Source organism: Bacillus sp. FSL K6-1218, from assembly GCF_038006445.1.
Taxonomy (GTDB): domain Bacteria; phylum Bacillota; class Bacilli; order Bacillales; family Bacillaceae_G; genus Bacillus_A; species Bacillus_A thuringiensis_S.
On record NZ_JBBOVE010000001.1, the window covers coordinates 3,598,791 to 3,621,644 of the forward strand.

Consider the following 22,854-nt stretch of genomic DNA (forward strand, 5'->3'; position numbering starts at 1 on the left):
ACCACCTTCCTATTCTTGCTTGTTTGAAAAAAGGGAAAGAGAATCAATACTCCATCCCCTTCTTTTCCCTATCTACTATTCACATTCGTACTTGTAAATCTCCTTACCATATCCTCTATCAATTAGTAAAAGTTCATTTGGATATAGTGTCTTATGTTCCATTCCTACTTCATCCTTTGTTATAAACATCCCATCAATAATCATTCCAACTACTTGTGATTCTTTCGCTACAAAGACAGATTTCGAACCTTTCTTCGCTATAAACGTAACGGATTGCACTGTTTTTCTTTCTGCTCTAAATGGGATACCAAAATAATGGTTCCACCATTTATTTCGAAGTAATTCTGGTTCAGATTGATATAGCCAATCTTTCGCTACCTCTTGATCCCATTCATAATACAGTAGTGCTTTCCGGTGAAATCTTGGCCGAACAATCCATCCTAAAACAATGATTCCTACTACTAGTAGTAATAAAGTGATAGGAATGACAAACTTAAAAATAAACGCATATTTTTCATAAAACGGAGCATCTTGAATATGGAATATTATGTTTTTCTTTACTTCTTGTAATTTTGAATCCTGCATTACGATGGTAGCTTCTACGGTGCCGGTATCTGTAAAATTAAATGTGTCGGAGTAATAGGGACGAGGATAAACATAGATCTGATTTCCATGTTGCGTTATTTCATAATTGATTGATTGTTTAGATGTGACACCAGTAGATTTTAATAGTTTTTTTACAGCTTCTTCTGTCATCGGCTTACCATCTAACTGTGGCTGCAAAACAAATGGTTTACTATTCTCTAAATTTGTCACTTTTTCTTCATAATCTTTTGTAACAGTTTGAAGTGATAATTTTGGTTTCTCAGCTGTTTCAATTTTAAATTCTTTCGTCTGTCTATAAAACCCCTTTATATTCATATGAACTTTCCCGCGTACTAACCCTTTACCAAGCTTAGTTTCGTAATAAAACACATGCCTTTTATCATCCCACTTCATCGGATATTGTTTTCCGTCTATTTCTACTTCTGCCTGAAAGTAAGAAGACTGAACTGGCAACTCCGTAGGCTTCGCTTCAATAACAGCAGTAACACCTTCGTACATTTCCTCTACATTTTTTTGACTACTATCATCTTTGTCATAAGTAGAAACCGTATAATTAAGCGCCGGTTCAACTAGTACTTGTAGTCCTTCTTTCTCAATGTCCTGGTCCACTTCTATCGTATAAGTTCCTGGTTTAATAACTTCCTGATTTTCCGTACTTATATGAACTATATTTCCGAACAATTTTGCTTCTCCTGGTGCATGTATGGAAAAAGAAGATTGTAATTGTAATGGTTTAGAAATTTGTGTGACCTGATAATCGGGCAGAGAAGGCGATTGTCGTACAAGCGTCATACGCTTTAATGGAAACGGTGTTGTAATCTCTACTCTTTTCCCCACTACTTTCGTTTTTACAATCGATTCAACAGAGGAGAATGGATCACGATTTGCAACTAATGCTGCCACTTGATTTACACTTTTTACAATGCCATCTTCTCCGCTTGACGGCATCGTAACACCATTTATCTCTTTCTTCCATATTTCTTTGAACGTGTTTAATTGTTCTTTTTCTTGTTGTCCTAAATCTTCTTCCATCGTAATTAAGACTGGATGTAACGATATTTTTTTTGCATCCATTTCTTTCTTAAACTGGGCTAATTTCTGCAAAATTTGTTCTTTTCCGCCAACCTTATCTTTCTCTAAATCATTAAATGCCCCGTCAGTTAATACAATAAGCCAAAATTCACGTTTTCCATCTATATCTGCTTCCTTTTTTATAGATTGCATCGCCGTTTCTACCGCGCTAAATGGAGTATTTAAATACGTTTTCCACGCTCCAATTCCCTCAATTTCTGTTTGCCTTTTATCCTTCGTTAACGAAATGTTTAATGGATCATTCGGCTTACTCATTGGAACGTAAGAAAATTTATCTTTTTCATCTAATAGCGCAACTAAACTTTGCAAAGCATAATTGGCATATTTCCAGCGATCGTTATTTCTCATGCTGCCCGAATCGTCATATACAAGTGAAACGACCCTTTCCTTTGCCTCCTCTCCTTTTGCAAAAGCTGATAAAGGTAAACATATAAATAGAAACAACATGAACGTGGCACAAATTCGGATTTTCATGATGAGGCTTCGCCACCTTTGTAGACAAATTCCTATGTTTAAATTTATGAGAGGAAACAAGATATATGACTTGTATTTTAGGACAACTAACCCACCATAACTTTATTATGTAAACAGATCAGACACTTGGTAATATTCCTTCTAGCATTCTCTATCCAATTATATAAGTAAAAAAGCCTGTTTAAGCTCCACACTTAAAACAGACTTTTCCTACTTTTTATTTTAAAAACACATAACAAAAAGTTTGATTTTTGACTTAACACATCACTTCTATTGTAAATCCACCAGGTGCTTCAACGTAAAACGTATACGCATGGGCATGCTTAGGAGGCTCGACCAAAAATCCATCTTCCTTCAATCTTTGATTTATCTTATCTACTTGTTCTTCACTTTCTTGTGGAAATCCTACATGAAATGTTTTTGGATACTGAACTTCTTTTCCTTTCATTAACGTTAGTATAAATCCATCATTATCACGCATAACTGTAAAGGCATTCCCCCTTGTTCCACTACAAATTAAACCAAAATACCTCTCTAAAAACTCTCTAGCTGCTGTTACATCTGTAACTGTTAAATTAAGATGTTTAATTCCCAATCCTTCACCTTCTTTCTCAATTTTCTAATATTTTATCATATAAAGTGAAACTTGAATCAATGGGGTTTTGTTCATCCCCCACTGATTATTAGCCTTCACCAATCGGGCATTTACGGGCAGTAGATCCCCTACCTAACTTCTTTGCTTCCGCTGAATTTTGAGGTGGGGGTCTTACTGCCCACAAATAGCGGGACAAATAAAAAACACGCCTTTCACAGCGTGTTTCATTGCTTTACATACACTTCAACAATCGGATTCTCTTTATTATCCGCATGCAAGCGTATATTCTCTTCACCTGTATTATAAATACTAGCTAATAACATTATCGTTAACACATTAGGTGTCTTCGCATCACTTCCGTATTTGCTCTCAAGCGCTTCCTTATATTCAAAATCTAAATCCCCCTGCACATATGTATACACTTCAAAACCATCTTCTAAATTGCAAACTACTGTATCAATAATATCTGCCCCTACTTGCTTCTTCATTTCCTCTCGTAACGCTTCAATAAAATCTTCCCATGGTACTTCGTATGTCTGAAACTGATCTGTAGATTTCATGCCTTTTCCTCCTTATATATCCTCTTCTTATATTTCCCCTTTCCTATAACAATTATGATAGATAGGGCATTCGTACAAGCCGCACTTGTCCCCCTTACATATCGTATTACTGTAATGCGGAAGGAGGAAAGAATATGCATAGACAAAAATGTTATGATACATGCCAACGTTATTTCGGAAAAGTTGTTCGGATTGAAGACCGTGATGGCCGTATACATTTAGGTAAAATAATCGATTTGACACAAAACTCTGTATGGATCGAACCGGTGCAACAGCGCTCATCTTTTGATTCAGGATTCGGATACTATGATGCTTATGCAAACGGTGGTTGTGACCTTTGCGGCGGCCTTAGCAGATGTGATAGTTGCGGATTTGGATGCGGTGGTGGATTCAGCAGTTGCGGATGTGGTGGCCGTGGTTGCGGTAGTTGTGGTGGCGGCGGCTGGGGTGGCGGCGGTTGTGGCTGGGGTGTTGAACTCGGATTTGGTTTCATCTTCGGAATTACATTAGCTGCATTATTTTTCATTTAACATAGTAAAGAGTTGACTACCTTTAGCCAACTCTTTTTCTTTATTTTTCACATATAAAAATACGATACCCTAAAATGTGTTGGTACATAAGCCGTACATTTTCATGCTGTACCCACGCCTCATATAACTCATTCGGAATATGTGAGGATACATTCCATTCTGGCTCTTCTACATAGCCAGAGATCGTTTCTGCAATCGTGCCACCGCCAGCAATTGTGATTCTTTTAAAATTTGCTTTCTGAAATAATTGTACCCACTCATTCTCAGTTAATAGTTCTTTCATGCCATATAATTGGACGATTTTTTCTTCCTCACCCTTATCAATGTGCCTATCAATAATCATTTCAATGACAACAAGCTTACCATCCTGCTGTAATACACGATAACACTCCGAGATAACCCTTTCTTTGTCTGTAAAAGCGATGATTGATTCTCCAAGTACGAACTCAAATGAGTTATTCAAACACGGTAAATTCTCTACATTTCCTTCAATTAATTGTATATCTAACCCTTCAAACAACCATCTATCTTTTGCCTTTTGAATCATAATTTCATTCTTTTCAACCGTTGTTACTTTATAACCAAATTCCCTTGTCATATACGCTGCTGTTTTCCCCGTACCGCAACCTATCTCAAGGACATTCGCTCCATATTTAAAAGGCAGGTGTGCTAACAATTGTTTTGTTAACGTAAAGCCACCAGGATGAGCACTTCCTATTCCGTAATAAGCTAGGAAATCGATGTATGTGTTTCGCTTCATGGGATTCTCCTTCAAGTTTTCTATAATACATATATTCATCCAGAAAAAAATAGTGCACAGAAAAAAAGCATTTTCAAGTGCAATGTTGCAACTTGAAAACGCTTTTTCCTTTTACTATTTCTCTTCTACATACGCCCATTTGAAACTATATTCCGGACTAATATTATGTTTCACAATTCCCTTTACATTTGGTTTCATAACATACGATCTACCACTTTGATATAAAGGTACGAGCGCTACATCTTCTTCAAGTAACAATTTTTCTGCTTTCCCTAACTCTGTCCAACGTTTTTTTGCATCAGCCATCCATTCCGTCTTACTTTTATTAATAATGTCATCATATTTTGAATTTGAGTAGCTCATCTGGTTCTGCGAATTTTTTGTCTCAAACATATCAAGATATGTCATCGGATCCGCATAATCTGGATTCCAGCCGCCATATGAGAAATCATAATCTTGGTCTGATTCTAATTTTAGCTTTTGCTTAAATGGCTGAAGTTTAATATTTACTGTTACACCCTTTAAATTCTTTTCAACTTGATCTTTTACATACTCCCCAACTTTTTTCGCATTACCAGTATCATAATTTAATAGCTCTATTGTTACTTGATCTTTTCCAAGTTCTTTTTTCGCTTCTTCCCAGGCTGCTGCTGCCTTTTTAGAGTCTTGTTTTAAACCATTTTTAAACGTTTCTGCGAAATCTTTACCGTCTGGTCCAGCTGCTAAACCTTTTGGTACTAAATAATCCACTGGTTTTGAGCCATCATTTAAAATGACATTCGTTAAAGCTTTCTTATCAATTGATAAAGCAATTGCTTCACGTAATTTTTTGCTCTTTAACGGTGTATCTTGCCCACCTCGTTTTTGATTTAAACGTAAGTAAAACGTACTTGTTTCTGAATATGCTCCAAACTCCTCTTTATTGTTTCTATATTTATCAACAAATTCTCCTGATAAAAGTGCGAAATCAATTGCACCTGTATCATATAAATTTACTCTAGTAGCCCCTTCTTTTACTACACTATAATTGATTTCATCCAGTTTCACTGTCTTTTTATCCCAATACTGATCATTTTTCTTTAATTTCCATCCTTGCTCATGCTTCCAATCAGTAAGTACAAACGGTCCATTATAAACTGTCGTATCAGACTCTAAACCGTATTTATCTCCTTTTTCTTTTACGAACTTTTCATTTAATGGATAGTATGACGCGAATGCCATTAAATTTAAGAAATATGGTACTGGTCTTTCTAATTCGACTTCAAGTGTATAATCATCTACTGCTTTTACACCTAATGTAGAAACTTCTGCTTTCCCTTGATTTATTGCCTCTGCATTTTTAAGATAGTAAGCAATAAACGCATACTCAGCAGCTGTTTTTGGATCTACTAGACGTTGCCATGCAAATACGAAATCTTTCGCTGTTACAGGGTCACCGTTTGACCATTTTGCATCTTTTCGTAATTTGAATGTATATTTTTTGCCATCCTCGCTTTTCGTACTAGATTCTGCCGCTGCTGGAATTGGCTTGTTATCTTTATCTAGACGATATAACCCTTCCATCGTGTTTCCTAAAATTTGAGAACCTAACGTATCTGTATTTTTAGAAGTATCCATCGTCGGAATTTCATTCGTTTCTGTACGATTCATTACTTGCTTTGCCGCATATTTAATATCGGATTTTTTCTCTTCCCCACCACTATTAGACGTCGTAGTCGTTTTCTTCTCCCCACCAGAAGATCCAGAACATGCTGTTAACGCCACACTCATTGCTAATACTGGCGCTACAACCGCCGTAAACTTTTTCATCTTTTTCTTCATTTTTGTACCCTCCCCAATTATATGTACGAAACTAACTTTGAGAGATTTCTATTTTAAATTATCAGAAAATTATCACTAATTATTATTCTACTAATTTTTCTTGAATTGTAAAGTATTTTTAATAATATTCATAATAATTAATTCATTTACTTCAATAACAATCTATTACTACTATACGAATTCTCCCACATCTACTATATGTAAGTACCACTTTTCTTATTCTTCTCTATTTAATTCAATAGTAAAAGAGCGTTCTAAAAATCATTTATCTACCTTTAAAACGCTCTTTTTTATTATTTCCCTTCCGTTACATAAGCCCACTTAAAGCTATATTCTGGACTAATATTGTGTTTCACAATTCCTTTAACATTCGGTTTCATTACATACGCTCTTCCTGTTTGATATAAAGGAACTAACCCAGCATCTTCTTCAAGGAATAGTTTTTCAGCTTTCCCTAACGTTTCCCAACGCTTCTTCGCATCACCCATTAATTCATTACCTGCTTTTGATACCATATCATCATATTTGGCATTTGAGTAACTCATTTGGTTATATGGGCTCTTCGACTCGAACATATCAATAAACGTCATTGGATCCGCGTAGTCTGGACTCCAACCTGCATAAGAGATTTCATAATCTTGTGCAGTCTCTAATTTTAATTTTTGTTTAAACGGCTGAATCTTTGTATTAATCGTTACACCTTTTAAGTTTTTCTCAATTTGATCTTTAACATAATCAGCAATCTTTTTCGCAGTTCCATCATCATAACTTAGTAATTCAATTGTCACTTGATCTTTTCCAAGTTCTTTTTTCGCTGCTTCCCAAGCTGCTGCACCTTTTTTCGGATCATATTTCAAACCATTTTTAAATGTATCTTGGTAATCTTTACCATCCGGTCCTGTCGCAAGTCCTTTTGGAACCAATTGATCAGTTGCTTTTGATCCATTATTTAAAATTACATTTGCCAATCCTTTTTTATCAACTGATAAAGCAATTGCTTCACGAAGTTTTTTACTCTTTAACGGTGTATCTTGTCCGTTACGCTTTTGATTTAAACGTAAGAAGAATGTACTTGCTTCTGAATACTCACCGTACTCATCTTTGTTCGATTTATATTTATCTACAAATTCTCCTGATAGTAATGTAAAGTCAATTGATCCTGTATCATATAAGTTTACTTTCGTCGCAACTTCTTTTACTACACTATAATTAATTTCTTCTAATTTCACAGTTTTATTATCCCAATATTTATCATTTTTCTTTAGCTGCCATCCTTGTTCATGTTTCCATGAAGCCATAACGAATGGCCCGTTATACACTGTCGTGTCAGCTTCTAAACCGTATTTATCTCCTTTTTCTTTTACGAATTTTTCATTTAGCGGATAGTATGACGGGAATGCTAATAAGTTTAAGAAATACGGTACTGGTTTTTCTAATTCTACTTCTAGCGTATAATCATCTACCGCTTTTGCGCCTAATTCTGTTACAGGTTTTTCACCTTTATTAATTGCCTCTGCATTTTTGATATAGTAGGCAATAAACGCATATTCTGCCGCTGTATTTTTATCAAGTAAGCGCTGCCATGCGAATACGAAATCTTTCGCTGTTACAGGATCACCATTTGACCATTTTGCATCTTTACGTAGTTTAAATGTATATTTTTTGCCATCCTCGCTTTTCGTACTAGATTCTGCCGCAGCCGGGATTGGCTTATTATCTTTATCAAGACGATATAATCCTTCCATCGTGTTTCCTAAAATTTGTGCCCCTAACGTATCTGTAGACTTAGAAGTATCCATTGTCGGAATTTCTTGATTCTCTGTACGATTTAACACTTGCTTCGCTGCATATTTAATATCAGACTTTTTATCTTCCCCACCACTAGACGTCGTAGTTGTTTTCTTTTCTCCACCAGATCCAGAACACGCTGTCAACGCCATACTCATCGCTAAAACTGGCGCTACAACCGCCGTGAACTTTTTCATCTTTTTCTTCATTTTTGTACCCTCCCCCAATTATATGTACGAAACTCATTTTGAGAGATTTTCTGATAAATATTTATCAGAAAATTCTTATTAATTAATATTCTACCGTTTTTTCTAGTTTTGTAAAGTTATTTTTAAAATATTTAGAAAATTTATTTTGCTTAACATTAACAGTCTGTTTTCTATGACCATACTACAGATATCCCCCATCTACTACCTTTCGTTTTTTCTCTACTCTTCCATTTTCGCATTGAATTGTACAATAAAAAAAGTGCTTCAAAGCAGGTAGACTGCTTTGAAGCACTTTCACAACTCTTATTATTTTTCAGTAACATATGCCCACTTATAGCTGTATTCTGGGCTAATATTATGCTTAACAACACCTTTTACATGCGGTTTCATAACATAAGATCTAGCACTTTGATATAAAGGTACAAGGGCTACATCTTCTTCAAGAAGTAATTTCTCTGCTTTTCCTAGCTCCTCCCAACGTTTCTTCGCATCAGTCATTAATTCCCCACCAGCTTTTTTAATTATTTCATCATATTTCTGATCAGAGAAACTCATTTGGTTATGAGAGTGCTTACTTTCAAACATATCTAAATATGTCATTGGATCCGCATAATCTGGGCTCCATCCACCATATGAAATATCATAATCTTGATCTGATTCTAATTTAAGTTTTTGTTTAAACGGTTGAAGTTTAATATTTACTGTTACACCTTTTAAGTTTTTCTCAATTTGATCTTTTACATATTCCCCAACTTTTTTCGCATTACCAGTATCATAGTTTAAAAACTCAATTGTAACTTGATCTTTTCCAAGTTCTTTTTTCGCTTCTTCCCATGCAGCAGCTGCTTTTTTCGCATCTGGTTTAATGCCGTTTTTAAACGTTCCTTGGAAGTCTTTCCCATCAGGTCCAGCTGCTAAACCTTTCGGCACTAAATAATCTGCAGGTTTTGATCCATCATTTAAAATAACATTTGTTAAATTCTTTTTATCAATTGATAGGGCAATTGCTTCACGTAATTTTTTACTCTTTAATGGTGTATCTTGTCCACCACGTTTTTGGTTTAAACGTATAAAGAACGTACTTGGTTCATTATACACCCCATATTCCTCTTTATTATTTCTAAATTTATCAACAAATTCACCTGTTAATAAAGCGAAATCAATTTGACCACTATCATATAAATTCACATTAGTTGCTGGCTCTTTTACAACACTATAGTTAATTTCATCTAATTTTACAGTCTTTTTATCCCAATATTGATCATTCTTCTTCAGTTTCCAACCTTGCTCATGCTTCCAATCAGTAAGAACGAACGGTCCATTATATACAGTTGTATCAGATTCTAAACCGTATTTATCCCCTTTTTCTTTTACGAATTTCTCATTTAATGGATAGTACGATGGGAATGCTACTAAATTTAAGAAGTATGGTACTGCTTGTTCTAATTCAACTTCTAACGTATAATCGTCTACTGCCTTAACCCCTAGTTCAGTTACAGGTTTTTCTCCTTTATTAATTACTTCTGCATTTTTAATTGGGAATGCGATAAATGCATACTCAGCAGCTGTTTTTGGATCTAATAAACGTTGCCATGCAAATACGAAATCTTTCGCTGTTACAGGATCACCATTTGACCATTTTGCATCTTTACGTAATTTAAATGTATATTTTTTACCATCCTCACTCTTCGTACTTGATTCTGCCGCAGCTGGGATTGGTTTATTCTCTTTATCTAAACGGTATAAGCCTTCCATTGTATTCCCTAAAATTTGAGAACCCAAAGTATCTGTACTCTTTGAAGTATCCATTGTTGGAATTTCCTGATTTTCTGTTTTATTGAACACTTGTTTCGCTGCTAATTTCCCCTCTGATTTGCTATCTCCGCCAGAGCTAGAATTTGTACTTGTCTTCTTATCTCCACCTGATGTAGAACATGCTGTTAATGCCATACTCATTGCTAAAACTGGTGCTACAACTGCTGTTAGTTTTTTCATTTTTTTCTTTTTCACTTTCTGTACCCTCCCTAATTCTTAACGCTCTCACTTAAGAATTTTCTGATAATTCTGTTTTTCTTTATATATTTATCAGAAGATTCTTATTAACTATTATTCTACTAATTTTTTGAGTTTTGTAAAGTGTTATTATTGAAAATTTTTAAAAAATTATTTTTTTACAGTAATATTCATAAAAATTCCATAACCTTTCGAAACACTATACCTCATGGAATTCTATGTATTGATTTAATAGTCTTTATATCCCTCCACTACAAAACACTTGTAAATTATTGTTAATAAATAATGTATATCGTAACAAACCTCTTTTCTACAAAAATAAAAAAGTCAGCAAAGCTGACTTTTTTACCCGGCTATTTTTTCTCTTTTCATCTCCTCTATTACTCTCGTATACTTCTCATCATCAAATTCATTTTCACTTTTTGCAACAACTACAGTCGCAATACCGTTACCAATTAAATTAACGATAGCACGTGCCTCTGACATGAAACGATCTACACCAAGTAATAGCGCTAACCCTTCTAACGGGATAACATTCATTGCAGACAACGTAGATGCTAATACAATAAATCCTCCACCTGTTACTGCTGCTGCTCCTTTAGATGTAACTAACAAAATAGCTATTATAGTTAATTGTTGACCTAGTGAAAGATCGACGTGAAAGACTTGAGCTAAAAATATAGTAGCCATCGATAAATAAATCGTTGTTCCATCTAAGTTAAAAGAATATCCCGTCGGAATGACTAAACCTACTACCGGCTTCGAACATCCGAAGTCTTCCATCTTTGTCATCATTCGCGGCAGTACTGATTCTGATGATGATGTCCCTAGAACAATGAGTAATTCTTCTTTAATATGCGCTAAATATTTCCACAAACTAAATTTATACAGTTTACAAATAAAATTTAAAACAATAAAAACAAATAATGCCATTGTCGCATATACACAAATCATTAATTTACCAAGTGGTATGAGTGTACTTAAACCATATTTACCAATTGTAAATGCCATTCCGCCGAATGCTCCAACCGGTGCTAACTTCATAACAATGGATAAAATATTAAAAAATACTTTCGATAATCTTTCAAAAAAGTCAATAATCGGTTGTCCATTTTTCCCTAACATCGTTAACCCTGCGCCGAATAAAATGGAGAAGAATAACACTTGTAAAATATCACCTTTTGCAAATGCTTCAAACATGTTAGACGGCACAATATGTAAAAAGAAATCCATCCATTTCATTTCTTGCCCGCTTTGTACATATTGTGAAACATCTCCGCCTTTTAGTTTTGAGGGATCTAATCCATCTCCTGGACGTACAACATTCGCTACGATGATACCAATAATTAAAGCCGCTGTTGTAACAATTTCAAAATATAATAGTGCCTTCCCACCAACACGGCCTACCTTTTTCATACTTCCCATACTTGCAATACCGAGCACAATCGTTAAAAAGATAATCGGTGCAATAACCATTTTAATCATATTGATGAATGTTTCACCAACTGGCTTCATTTGTTGTCCAACACTCGGCCAAATTGCTCCTACTGCAATACCACAAATAATTGCCACGATAACTTGGAATGTTAAATTCTTTACAATTCTCATTTTTAATACTCCCCTGTTTTTTCATTTCTCCCAAACTATTATAATTAATACCATTTATTCTATGTAATAGCCCCCTTGCTATCTAACTTGAACCTTAACATTAGGTTACACTATTATCTCGAATTTTAAAATAGTATATAACATTTAAAAGTAAACGACATACTATTTAACATAATAAAAAAGCAGACATTTCGCCTGCTTCAATTCTCCTCAATTTGCTTTTCACTTAACCCTAGATGTGTTCTAAGAGTATTACTCAAACTCTGTAGATCTTTTTTATTAGGATTATAATAATATACACGTTGCCCATTTGGACCATTAGGTAAATATAAATCATCACCAGCTAGTTGTATTTTTTCAACTGAACCGTTTAAACCGTATTTATAAAAAGATAAAATATCATCCATTACTAAGTTTGTTTTAAAATCGCCGTCAACCGCCTCAACCATTTTTTCTAGCTTCGTAATCGAGCCTACACTTTTTAATTTACTTAAAATCGATTCAATAACAAGTTGTTGCCTCTGACCTCTCATTGCATCACTATCAATATGGCGCGTTCTTGCTAGTGCAAGTGCTTCTTCCCCATTTAATTTTTGCAATCCTTTTTTCAAATGAATCGCATCAGGTTCATCTTTACTATTTTGCTCCGTAAATTCAACTGGGACATCTACTTCAATACCATCTAACCCATCAACAATTTTAGTAAAGGAACCAAAATTAAATTTCACAAAATAATCAACAGGAACCTGTAACAATTTTTCTACCGCTTCTACAGAAGCTTGTGGTCCTCCATCTTTACCATTTTTAACGAAACCACTTCCATATGCATGGGTGATTTTATCTTTTTTCTTTTCAACTGGAACATATGTATATGTATCACGCGGTATGCTCGTTAATTTCACTGTTTTAACGTCTTTATTAAAAGTCGCTAACAATAATGCATCTGTATGAAATGCACCATTATACTCCTTTTGTCGTTCTTGATTTTCATCAATTCCCATAATTAAAAGTGAAACATGATTTGCAATTGGCTTTACAGATTTCTCACGTAAATTAGATTTTTCACCTCGTGCTAAATTCAAATTAGATTTTTGTACGAGACTAGAAGTTTTCATATATACATAGGCTCCATAGCCAATTCCACCAATTAGCAATACCGCTAGTAGTAAACTTATTATCGTTTTCTTTTTATATTTTTGCTTATTTTTCTCTTCTCTTAAAGATGAATGATTCCCCATTTACTCTCCTCCTGTTTCTATTCATCCAATATGTTTTTCATTCTTTCATATTTAGCGCTATCCTTTTGAAACATACTTTCTTTCAATCCCTTATCTATTTGTATCCATTCAGTCGTAAGTGAATATTGAATCAAGCCTTCTTGAAAACTAAGAAATTTCAATATAATCCCTGTATTTTTCTCCACAACCATTTCGAATTTCCCTCTTAAATCTTCAGAGGTGCTAACAGGCATCTCTATATTGATGACTCCTTCAATTTTGTAACAATCTAATCCAAGATATTTCGTTTCTTTATAATTCCAATCTTTATATCGAATTAACAAATCTGCGAATTCTGATTGAATACTATATTTAGCTAGTCCTACATATTCATCATCATATCGCTTTTTTTCACCTGATTTTCTCAATAACCTTTCCGTAGGATTTAATTTTAATAGTTCATTGTTTCTTTCTTTCGGGTTCCATTTTGTCTCTTTATAGGTATACTTCTCATCATCAAACTCTTTTTTCTTGCCCTCGTTATATATAATTGTTCGTTTTTTCGCTAGTTTATCTTCTTTCGAAGAGATACCTCTTTGTTTTTCCGTATCAATCGCATACTTATATGTTGTAGCAATTCTTGATGAGCTAGAATATTCCTCAAATTGTCCTGAACTATTTTTAAAATAATCAATAGAATCTAGCATCTTTTGATGAATCTTTTCTTTATCTGGATAATGTACATTTGATTTTATTTCTTCTTCATTTTCATAATCAGAAAACGCTTTTTTCTTTACATATTCAAATACTCCACCGTTTTGCGCAAAACTTTGTATAGAAAACTCAGACATAGATACCACTGAAAGTATACAAACCGCTGCACTAATTATCATCATATGAATTTTGTAACTCTTCTTTTTTACCTGAAGATTATGTAGTGTGCCATTAATCTTTTCATTTAACTCTGGAGGTACTATAACATTTTCATTTTTTATTCTCTTTTTTAATTTCTCATCAAATAATTTTTCACTATCCATCCTTTACACCTCCTATTCCATCTTTAATCGTTTTTGTAGTTGTTCCCTCGCACGTGATAATCTTGATTTCACTGTTCCTTTCGGTATTTCTAACAGTTTCGCAATGCTATCTTGATTCATATCTTCATAGTAATAAAGCACCGTAACAGCTCTTAATTCTTCATGTAACGATTGAATCGCATTATACAAATCTATATCTTCATACTGATCACACACACTCATATTGTAATCATTCTCTTCTGTCACAATTACATTTTTATACGCTCTAATAATATTGTTACACTCATTTATTAGTATTCGAATTAACCAAGTTTGAAAAAATTCTTCTTTTTTTAATTTTTTTATATTTTCATAGGCCTTTAAAATTGTTGTCTGTATCGCATCCTCTATATTTGTCTCATCACGTAACATCGCCTTTGCTATTCGATACATCTTCACTTTTTCTGTATGTATAAGCGCTATAAAGGCTTCATGATCACCTTTTTTCGCCAAAGAAACATCCGTTTCTTCTTTTATAATCATTTTATATAAAGGGATTACTTTCACAATTGCTCCTCCTGTTTCATCCTCACTTCATCACTTCCAATTTAACTTTACATGTATTAGACGTATGAACCTAGAAAAAGGTTCATTTTTTTGAATATTTTTGTAATTAAAAAGATAAATATCCTTTATAAGTGTTATGCGATAAACATACTAGTTTTAATTTACAAATAAAAAAAGCCCACTTTCTAGTGGACTTTCTACTTTATAACGGTAAATCCCTCTTCTTAAACACTACAATTGCTACTATGAAAATACAAAGTGCTCCGGCAATTAACCCTATACTTACCGGCCATATATTATACGCTCCTTCAGCAATTTCTTTCGGACGAAACAGCGTGAATAATGATAGGTTTTTCATCCATTCTAACTTATCACTTAACTTCCCTACCATATCCAATACGAAAAATAAGATAGTTAAACTCGCTGAATAACTTAGTGCTTTTCTTTCGTCATTACATATACAAGAAAAGAAAAATGAATACGCACTAACGACTAAAAATATGAGCCCTCCGACTACATTTATCTTCAAAAATAATTCTTTATTTAAGTTATTATCTTGTAAAAACCATTCTGCACCTACTAACCCAGCTACATACGTAATAGATACAATAATCAGAAGTCCCAATATGAGAACAGTAGCTTGTGTAATAGCAATTTGCACTCTAGATACAGGTGTTGCTAGCAAGTATGCCATTGCTCCTTTATCTACATGACGAGCAATTAAATGTGTCGCAACTGTTACGCAAAAAATTGTTAAAATGATAATAAACAATAGACTATAGTATTCGCCCGCTAGAAAATCCATTACGTTTTGAATTGGACTTTCCATACCAACGATTTTTTTCACACTATCAGGCATGGCAGCTATTAATTCATTTAGCCCTTTCGCTGATACCATTGACGGGAATATCCAAATTAATAACCACAAATATAAAGCCGCGCCAGACGCATAACTCAAAATACTTTTTTGTGTTTCTTTCAAACTAGCTAAAAACAATTGCTTATTCATGCGTTACCCCTTCTTTCTTATCGTAATAATGCATAAATAAATGTTCTAAATCCATCGCTCTCGTTTGAAGTGCCGTTACATTATAGTTTGAAAGTGTTTGTAAAACAGTTTGATAATTTCCTTGTACAATGATAGATGCCTCTCTGCCTTTTACCGCTTCAAATTGCAAATTACACTTTGTAAGGGACTCAATCTCTTCTTGTGATGATACTGTTACATCTATCACCTGTCTTCTCATTCCTTGTAAATCGTGAATATTTTCAACCGTTACGAGTCGACCATCTTTAATAATAGCTACTCTGTCACAAGTTCTCTCAATTTCAGTAAAAATATGTGATGACATTAGGATTGTTTTTCCTCTTTGCTTTTCCTCTAATATTAAATCTATAAATACTTGTTGCATAAGTGGATCAAGTCCAGATGTTGGTTCATCTAAAATTAACACCTCTGGATCGTGCATAAATGCAGCGACTATCCCTACTTTTTGCTTCATTCCTTTAGACATTTTGCGAATCGGTGTTTTCACATCAAATTGCAGGCGCTCTATCAGTTCATCTCGTCTTTTCGTATCCTTTAACCCACGCATTCCTTGCATTAATTTTAAAAACTCTAATCCGTTCATTCCTTCAATAAAAGAAATTTCACCCGGTAAATAACCAACTTCCCTTTGAATTTTCGCTGCTTCATTCCAACAATCTAATCCAAAAATTGTCGCTTTACCAGCTGTCGGTTTTATAAATCCCATTAAATTACGAATCGTCGTTGATTTCCCGGCACCATTCGGTCCTAAATAACCAAATACTTCTCCCTTTTTTACATCAAATGTAATATGAAACAAACCTTTTCCATTCGAAAACTGTTTTGTGACATCTTGAACTGAAATCATAATTCCACCTCATTTTTTGAAATATTTAATATGTGATATTTCAAAATTATTGTACTCCTCATCTTTCATATTCGCAACAACTTTTTGAAATATTTATTAGTCCATATTTCAAAATTATTGTTTTCCATTATTTTTTCTTGTATATTTTAAGTGAGGTGATTGCATTGAACGGCTTTGAAAGAGTAAAAGAAAAGAAAAAGCGTGCCATTAAAGAAGCAGCATTCGTATTATTTTCAGAACGTGGATTTAATGAAGTGAAAATAGAACATATCGCAAAAGAAGCAAACGTTTCTCAAGTTACAATTTATAATCATTTCGGAAGTAAAGATGCTTTATTTAGGGAGCTTATACAAGAATTTATCATATCTGAATTTCAATATTATAAAGAGCTTGCAGAAGAAAAATTACCTTTTCATGATATGATGCAAAAAATGATTGTAAGAAAAATGAATACTGGCGGGTTATTTCAACCTGATATGTTATTACAAATGATGCAAAGGGACGAAGAACTCCGTAAGTTTATTTATAGTTATCAAAATGAAAAAATCCTGCCCTGGTATTTAGAAATATTAGAACAAGCTCAGCGCAAAAACGAAATTAATCCACACCTTACTAAAGAAATGATGTTACTTTACATTCAAATGTTTACTAAATTAGGTGATGATTTTGGGGCACAACTTCTTGAAGGAGATCGTGAAAAACATATACAAGATATCGTTACGATGTTCTTTTATGGACTCTCCGTCCCAGAAAAATAATTTTTCTAAAGAACAAATAGAATCACCAAAAAGCCCTTTGGATATTTAAATCGCAAGGGCTTTTTCATATCAAAAAATGACTAAAACTAACTTTATCTTAAAGAAGTTAAATGCTGCTTTATAGATAACACCTTATTATAGATTAACTCTTTTAGCATAACAGGCTGAATTGAGATAATCGTTTCACCGAAATTCAGAAAATAATTTGAAATAAAATCAAATTCTTGCTTGTTAAAATAGCCTGTTATAATGTAATTTTCATTTTCCTTTTGCATCCTCATGGAAGGATAATTCTCTTTATCAAAAATGTCCTTTCCTTTTTGATTAACAATGACGCTAAAATCAATTGCATCAGGCTTTCTGTGAAAAGTAGTAAGATAACTTAATAATTCTTCAAGATTTTTTGGATTAATATTGCTCGTTTCCACAATAGAAAGAATTTTATCACATCTAATTATTTGAACATTATTTGTCTCAAAATTAAAGATTTTAGCATACCACTGGCCAAATTTAGATTCTACTCGAATAAATTGGGCAACCAATGCTTGCTCCTCACCTTTTTTTAAATATGTTAAATGATAAACTCGCTCAGCAAAAATTCCCTGTAAAATTTCTTTTAAGAACGGACTAAAATTACTATGATTTGTTACTTCAAAGGAAAGCGTTCGTTCCATGATTGAAATATTTTTACTCACATTATCAGGTAATACATGTTTAAATTTATTTTCAAGCGCAATACTTTCTACATTAAATGGTTTTGTCTTGTATCCATTTAGCGTAAGAATTGAAAAGTATAACGCATACATTTCATCCACACTAAAATAAATTGGCGATAACACACTATTTTCTATAATTTTATAACTTCCATTTCTACCTAGTTCAGAATATATGGGTACACCTATTTCTTCCAATGATTGAATATCTCGCAACGCGGTACTTTTAGAAATATCATATCTAGCCATTAAATCTTTTAAATTAAAATATCTTTTATTATTTAAGAAAATAAGCATATCATTTATTCGTTCAGTTTTTTTCATATTTCCCTCCAAAAAAGGTGTCATGTATTGAAACCTTTTTAATCTATATTATAATTATCAACTAATAAAGGAGTTATATATTTATGACATTAGAAATAGCTATTTTTCTTTCAATGAATGGGCAAGCAAAGGAGGTGATTAACTTTTATACACGTCATTTAGAAGCCAAAAAGTTAATGATTGTTACGTATGAAGAACTGGCGAAAAGAGATAGTTCTTTTAAAATTACAAGTGAAAATAAAGATCATATTGCTCACTCTGTTTTACAAATTGGGAATACAAAGCTAATGATAGCAGAAGATACAATGAAGTCTAATGAACGTTATAACGTTGGAAATAACATGTCACTTTGCATTCAAAGCGCTAATTTAGAAGAAATACAAAGGTTTTATAATAATTTAATTTCCGATAAGCATGTGAAAATAATCTCTCCGCTAGAAAAAAATATATTTAGTGAAGCATATGGTATTATTGAAGATCCTTATGGCATACAAATCCAATTAATGTATGATAAACGACTAGACTAAATAATTAATCATATTCACATATTCCTAATAAAAAAGACACGAATTTCGTGTCTTTTTATTTTATAGAAATGACTCTACCCTTTTCACTACTTTCAATCGCTAATTGAATCAGTTTAATAACATCTAAACCTTCTTGTGCTGTTACAGGTAGTTTCTCACCATTTAATATACTATCTCGTACCCCTTTATAATAATTGTCATAACAACCGATTTCTGTTGGAATACGATCTAAGCTTCCTTCTGTTTCTAAAGTAGCAAAATTCTCTTCATCGTCTACTCCATAACCGTTATCACCTGGCTTCATTCCATTTTTTAATTGCTCTTCCTGCGAATCCATACCGTACTTCACGATAGAACCTTTCTCTCCATGCACTATAAAATGCGGTCCAGCTTTCTTCACATAACTGCTACTACGTAAAATGACACGTTTAGCTCCGTAATGAAGTACTATGTGGAAATAATCATCCACCTCTGCACCTGGTCGTTGTTTTATTACATCTGCACTTATCTCATCTGGTTTCCCGAATATTGATAACGCTTGGTCAATTAAATGCGATCCTAAATCGTATAATATACCGGAGCCTGGTAGATTTTTTTCTCTCCATCGATCACGTACATGTGGACGGAAACGATCAAAATTCGATTCATATGCGTATACATTCCCTACTCTGTTTTCTCCTAACAATTTCTTAATTGTTAAGAAATCATTATCAAAACGACGATTATGATATACGCTTAACGTTACATTATGCTGCTCTGCTAATGAAATAAGCTCTTCCCCTTCTTCAATTGAAACAACAAATGGTTTTTCTACAACAGCATGCTTACCGTTTAAAATTGCTTCTTTTACATATGGAAAATGAGTTGTATTAGGTGATGTAATAACAACTAAATCAACATCAGCTCGCTTCACCAATTCATCAATTGTACTAACAACATTAGCGTTTGGTAATGTTTCTTTTACTACCTCTTCTTTTGAGGATAATACAGCACGAATATCATATTCTTCTATCGTTTGTAATAGTGGGATATGAAATGTCGTACTAGAAAAACCAAATCCTACAATCCCTACACCTATTTTTTTCATGTTGCCCCTCCATTTGTCCCGCTTTAACGGGCAGTAAGATTCCTAACTCAAAATTTAGCGAAAGCTAAGGAATTAGGTGAGGAATCAACTGCTTGTTAAAGCCCGATTGGTTCAACTAATAATCAGTGGGGATGAAGAAACTCCCCATTGATTAAAGTTTCACTTTATGAGAACGATTTCATTCAGTTATTATAACAAGATTATTATTATTTACATAATAAATTGCCTAGAAAAAAGCATCTTGCTATGAATAATAGCAAGATGCTTTTTTACTCCGGTCGTTTTTTCGTCCACGTTTCTACTACTTCACCAGTATCATTAACATCTAGCACTAGGCTACCATTACTATACCGATCTTTATTTCGATACGCTTTCGGATCAATCTCTTCTACAATGTTTTTCTCTGTCTTCATGTAAACTAGTTCATCGTCCCGAACAATTTCAATACCGACAATGCGGTACGGATTACGTTTTAATTCTTTGAAAATAACAAGACCTCGTTTCGCCCTCGTTGATTTTTCAATTTCTGATGCTTTTAGACGTTTTACAGCACCGCGCTGTGTTACGAGAATAAGTTGATCTTTGTCACCATTTAACGGTTTACCAGAAGCGACATAGTCATCTTCTTTTAAATTAATTGCTTTCACACCAGCAGCTCTTACACCGACTGGACTTACTTCATCTTCATGGAAAATAAGTGCATATGCACCGTGTGTAGCAAGAACGATATCACTCGTTCCATCTGTCGCAAATATATCGACAACTTCATCATCTTTTTTCAAGTTTACAGCAACGAATGCCCTTGAATAACGCTGAACTTTATATTGATTTAATTCTGTTTTCTTTATCATACCATTTCGTGTTACAAATACGATAAATCGTTTTTCTTCCTCAAAGTTCGGTACAACCGTTGCCCAAATGATTGTTTCATCTCGATCGAGTGAAACGATATTTGCAACGTGCTGACCTAAATCTTTCCAACGAATATCTGGCATTTCGTATACTGGAAGATATATATAGTTTCCTTTACTTGTGAATAAAAGAACTGTTTCAGTCGTATTCGTATCGAATCGTTCAAGTAAGATGTCACCCTCTTTCATACCGAAGTCTTTGCCATTTGATGCATTATGTGAGCGCCATCCAGTACGTTTCACATATCCTTCTTTCGTTACAGTAACGATGACATCTTCTTGTGGAATCATCACTTCTACGTCTATTTTAATTTCTTCAATTTGTTCTTCAATAATAGCGCGACGATCATCACTATATGTTTTCTTAACTCTCTTCAAATCAGTTTTAATGACTTGAAGTAATCTTTTTTCACTTTGTAAAATTGACTGTAGCTCTAGAATTTTCTTATTAAGCTCATCTGCTTCTTCTTGTAACGCCGTAATGTCTGTATTCGTTAAGCGATATAATTGCAAGGAAACAATTGCTTCCGCCTGTGCTTCTGTAAAGCCAAATTTTGCACTTAAATTATCTTTCGCATTACGCTTATCTTTTGAAGCTCGAATTGTCTCGATTACTTGGTCTAAAATCGATAATGCTTTCTTTAAACCTTCTACAATATGTTGACGATTTTCTGCTTTTCTTAATTCATATTGCGAACGTCTCGTAATAACCTCTTTTTGATGTCCAATATAAGCATCCAAAATTTTCGGTAATGTCATAAGTGTTGGACGGCGATTATTGATTGCTACCATATTAAAGTTATATGGAATTTGCAAATCTGTATTTTTATATAAATAATTTAAAATACCTTCGGCGTTTGCTTCTTTCTTTAATTCAACAACAATTCGCAAACCAGTACGATCTGTCTCATCACGCACTTCAGCAATGCCATCTAACTTTTTATCTAGACGTAATTCATCCATTTTCTTTACAAGGTTTGCCTTATTCACTTCGTAAGGAATTTCAGTGATTACAATTTGTTGTTTCCCACCACGCACTGTTTCAACTTCCGCTTTTCCACGAATAATAATTTTACCTTTACCTGTTTCATACGCCTTTTTAATACCATCAATCCCCTGAATAATACCGCCTGTTGGGAAATCTGGTCCTTTCATAACTGTTAATAAATCATCAACAGTACTATTTGGCTTATCAATACGCATCATTGTAGCGTCAATAACTTCTCCAAGATGATGCGGAGGAATTTCTGTTGCATAACCAGCGGAAATCCCTGTAGATCCGTTCACTAATAAATTCGGGAACGCTGCTGGTAATACAACCGGTTCTTCACTCGTATCATCAAAGTTTGACACAAATTCAACTGTTTCTTTATCAAGATCACGTAATAATTCAGATGCGATTGGTGATAAACGAGCTTCCGTATAACGCATCGCTGCCGCTGGGTCCCCATCAACACTACCGTTATTACCATGCATTTCAACTAAAACATTACGTACTTTCCAAGTTTGGCTTAAGCGTACCATTGCCTCATATACAGAGGAATCTCCATGTGGATGATAATTACCAATAACGTTACCTACTGTTTTAGCTGATTTACGAAACGCTTTATCATGTACATTACCTTCTACATACATAGAATATAAAATACGTCTTTGTACTGGCTTTAAGCCATCACGTGCATCTGGAAGTGCACGATCTTGAATAATATATTTACTATAACGTGCAAAGCGGTCACCTAACACGTCTTCAAGCGGGAGGTCATGAAACTTCTCTGCTTGCATG

19 protein-coding genes are annotated in these 22,854 nt (G+C 33.9%); 3 read left to right on the forward strand and 16 right to left on the reverse strand.

Features of this window, described 5'->3' with window-relative positions; genetic code table 11:
- Nucleotides 1-75: 75 nt before the first annotated feature.
- The 3 genes from MHI26_RS18180 to MHI26_RS18190 form a co-directional block, all read right to left on the reverse strand.
- Entirely contained in the window at nucleotides 76-2,172 is a 2,097-nt protein-coding gene (locus MHI26_RS18180; protein WP_061665767.1) for a vWA domain-containing protein, read from the reverse strand.
- Nucleotides 2,173-2,428: 256 nt separating this feature from the next.
- Nucleotides 2,429-2,767 (reverse strand): VOC family protein, encoded by a 339-nt coding sequence (locus tag MHI26_RS18185; protein ID WP_061665768.1) that lies wholly within the window; start codon nucleotides 2,765-2,767, stop codon nucleotides 2,429-2,431.
- 224 nt (nucleotides 2,768-2,991) lie between these two features.
- Entirely contained in the window at nucleotides 2,992-3,327 is a 336-nt protein-coding gene (locus MHI26_RS18190; RefSeq protein WP_000842886.1) for a hypothetical protein, read from the reverse strand.
- Nucleotides 3,328-3,461: 134 nt separating this feature from the next.
- On the opposite strand from MHI26_RS18190, the gene MHI26_RS18195 reads away from it, so the two are divergent.
- A complete protein-coding gene (locus MHI26_RS18195) occupies nucleotides 3,462-3,857 on the forward strand; it encodes a hypothetical protein (protein ID WP_000554969.1) in 396 nt (131 codons plus the stop codon).
- A 40-nt stretch (nucleotides 3,858-3,897) separates the two neighbouring features.
- On the opposite strand, the gene MHI26_RS18200 is transcribed toward MHI26_RS18195, so the two are convergent.
- The 10 genes from MHI26_RS18200 to MHI26_RS18245 form a co-directional block, all read right to left on the reverse strand.
- Nucleotides 3,898-4,617, reverse strand: a complete 720-nt coding sequence (locus tag MHI26_RS18200) for a class I SAM-dependent methyltransferase (RefSeq protein WP_000828237.1) — start codon at nucleotides 4,615-4,617, stop codon at nucleotides 3,898-3,900.
- Nucleotides 4,618-4,731: 114 nt separating this feature from the next.
- Nucleotides 4,732-6,438, reverse strand: coding sequence for a peptide ABC transporter substrate-binding protein (locus MHI26_RS18205; protein ID WP_000728480.1), 1,707 nt, complete (start codon nucleotides 6,436-6,438; stop codon nucleotides 4,732-4,734).
- A gap of 293 nt (nucleotides 6,439-6,731) precedes the next feature.
- Entirely contained in the window at nucleotides 6,732-8,435 is a 1,704-nt protein-coding gene (locus tag MHI26_RS18210) for a peptide ABC transporter substrate-binding protein (RefSeq protein ID WP_000728456.1), read from the reverse strand.
- A gap of 306 nt (nucleotides 8,436-8,741) precedes the next feature.
- On the reverse strand, nucleotides 8,742-10,445 hold the full coding sequence (locus tag MHI26_RS18215; RefSeq protein ID WP_000727527.1) for a peptide ABC transporter substrate-binding protein: 1,704 nt from the start codon (nucleotides 10,443-10,445) through the stop codon (nucleotides 8,742-8,744).
- A 348-nt stretch (nucleotides 10,446-10,793) separates the two neighbouring features.
- Nucleotides 10,794-12,056 carry a dicarboxylate/amino acid:cation symporter gene (locus tag MHI26_RS18220; RefSeq protein WP_061665769.1) on the reverse strand — a complete coding sequence of 421 codons (1,263 nt, stop codon included), beginning with the start codon at nucleotides 12,054-12,056 and terminating at the stop codon, nucleotides 10,794-10,796.
- A 200-nt stretch (nucleotides 12,057-12,256) separates the two neighbouring features.
- Nucleotides 12,257-13,294 (reverse strand): LCP family protein, encoded by a 1,038-nt coding sequence (locus MHI26_RS18225; RefSeq protein ID WP_061665770.1) that lies wholly within the window; start codon nucleotides 13,292-13,294, stop codon nucleotides 12,257-12,259.
- Between the two features lie 17 nt (nucleotides 13,295-13,311).
- Nucleotides 13,312-14,310, reverse strand: a complete 999-nt coding sequence (locus MHI26_RS18230; protein WP_061665771.1) for a hypothetical protein — start codon at nucleotides 14,308-14,310, stop codon at nucleotides 13,312-13,314.
- A gap of 12 nt (nucleotides 14,311-14,322) precedes the next feature.
- Nucleotides 14,323-14,856: an RNA polymerase sigma factor gene (locus tag MHI26_RS18235; protein ID WP_061665772.1), complete on the reverse strand. Its 534-nt coding sequence runs from the start codon at nucleotides 14,854-14,856 to the stop codon at nucleotides 14,323-14,325.
- A gap of 202 nt (nucleotides 14,857-15,058) precedes the next feature.
- On the reverse strand, nucleotides 15,059-15,865 hold the full coding sequence (locus MHI26_RS18240) for an ABC transporter permease subunit (protein WP_061665773.1): 807 nt from the start codon (nucleotides 15,863-15,865) through the stop codon (nucleotides 15,059-15,061).
- Complete coding sequence (locus tag MHI26_RS18245) at nucleotides 15,858-16,751, reverse strand: ABC transporter ATP-binding protein (RefSeq protein WP_061665774.1); 894 nt, start codon at nucleotides 16,749-16,751, stop codon at nucleotides 15,858-15,860. The genes MHI26_RS18240 and MHI26_RS18245 overlap by 8 nt, the downstream gene beginning before the upstream one ends.
- A 155-nt stretch (nucleotides 16,752-16,906) precedes the next feature.
- On the opposite strand from MHI26_RS18245, the gene MHI26_RS18250 reads away from it, so the two are divergent.
- Nucleotides 16,907-17,509: a TetR/AcrR family transcriptional regulator gene (locus tag MHI26_RS18250; protein WP_003291871.1), complete on the forward strand. Its 603-nt coding sequence runs from the start codon at nucleotides 16,907-16,909 to the stop codon at nucleotides 17,507-17,509.
- Between the two features lie 92 nt (nucleotides 17,510-17,601).
- Here the strand turns inward: MHI26_RS18250 and MHI26_RS18255 are convergent, their stop codons facing one another.
- Nucleotides 17,602-18,570 (reverse strand): helix-turn-helix transcriptional regulator, encoded by a 969-nt coding sequence (locus MHI26_RS18255; RefSeq protein ID WP_003307614.1) that lies wholly within the window; start codon nucleotides 18,568-18,570, stop codon nucleotides 17,602-17,604.
- A 59-nt stretch (nucleotides 18,571-18,629) separates the two neighbouring features.
- On the opposite strand from MHI26_RS18255, the gene MHI26_RS18260 reads away from it, so the two are divergent.
- Nucleotides 18,630-19,073 (forward strand): VOC family protein, encoded by a 444-nt coding sequence (locus MHI26_RS18260; RefSeq protein WP_061665775.1) that lies wholly within the window; start codon nucleotides 18,630-18,632, stop codon nucleotides 19,071-19,073.
- Nucleotides 19,074-19,128: 55 nt separating this feature from the next.
- On the opposite strand, the gene MHI26_RS18265 is transcribed toward MHI26_RS18260, so the two are convergent.
- Both MHI26_RS18265 and parC read right to left on the reverse strand, forming a co-directional pair.
- Nucleotides 19,129-20,160, reverse strand: a complete 1,032-nt coding sequence (locus tag MHI26_RS18265) for an oxidoreductase (protein ID WP_061665776.1) — start codon at nucleotides 20,158-20,160, stop codon at nucleotides 19,129-19,131.
- Between the two features lie 269 nt (nucleotides 20,161-20,429).
- The gene (gene parC, locus MHI26_RS18270; protein WP_001147467.1) at nucleotides 20,430-22,853 is read right to left on the reverse strand and encodes a DNA topoisomerase IV subunit A; all 2,424 of its coding nucleotides are present in this window, start codon (nucleotides 22,851-22,853) and stop codon (nucleotides 20,430-20,432) included.
- Between the last annotated feature and the right edge of the window lies 1 nt (nucleotide 22,854).

Coding starts and splice junctions, on each gene's coding strand:
- MHI26_RS18180 (WP_061665767.1), bottom strand. CDS start 2,172: ATGAAAATCCGAATTTGTGCCACGTTCATGTTGTTTCTATTTATATGT.
- MHI26_RS18190 (WP_000842886.1), bottom strand. CDS start 3,327: ATGAAATCTACAGATCAGTTTCAGACATACGAAGTACCATGGGAAGAT.
- MHI26_RS18195 (WP_000554969.1), top strand. CDS start 3,462: ATGCATAGACAAAAATGTTATGATACATGCCAACGTTATTTCGGAAAA.
- MHI26_RS18200 (WP_000828237.1), bottom strand. CDS start 4,617: ATGAAGCGAAACACATACATCGATTTCCTAGCTTATTACGGAATAGGA.
- MHI26_RS18205 (WP_000728480.1), bottom strand. CDS start 6,438: ATGAAGAAAAAGATGAAAAAGTTTACGGCGGTTGTAGCGCCAGTATTA.
- MHI26_RS18210 (WP_000728456.1), bottom strand. CDS start 8,435: ATGAAGAAAAAGATGAAAAAGTTCACGGCGGTTGTAGCGCCAGTTTTA.
- MHI26_RS18220 (WP_061665769.1), bottom strand. CDS start 12,056: ATGAGAATTGTAAAGAATTTAACATTCCAAGTTATCGTGGCAATTATT.
- MHI26_RS18225 (WP_061665770.1), bottom strand. CDS start 13,294: ATGGGGAATCATTCATCTTTAAGAGAAGAGAAAAATAAGCAAAAATAT.
- MHI26_RS18230 (WP_061665771.1), bottom strand. CDS start 14,310: ATGGATAGTGAAAAATTATTTGATGAGAAATTAAAAAAGAGAATAAAA.
- MHI26_RS18240 (WP_061665773.1), bottom strand. CDS start 15,865: ATGAATAAGCAATTGTTTTTAGCTAGTTTGAAAGAAACACAAAAAAGT.
- MHI26_RS18245 (WP_061665774.1), bottom strand. CDS start 16,751: ATGATTTCAGTTCAAGATGTCACAAAACAGTTTTCGAATGGAAAAGGT.
- MHI26_RS18255 (WP_003307614.1), bottom strand. CDS start 18,570: ATGACACCTTTTTTGGAGGGAAATATGAAAAAAACTGAACGAATAAAT.
- MHI26_RS18260 (WP_061665775.1), top strand. CDS start 18,630: ATGACATTAGAAATAGCTATTTTTCTTTCAATGAATGGGCAAGCAAAG.
- MHI26_RS18265 (WP_061665776.1), bottom strand. CDS start 20,160: ATGAAAAAAATAGGTGTAGGGATTGTAGGATTTGGTTTTTCTAGTACG.
- parC (WP_001147467.1), bottom strand. CDS start 22,853: ATGCAAGCAGAGAAGTTTCATGACCTCCCGCTTGAAGACGTGTTAGGT.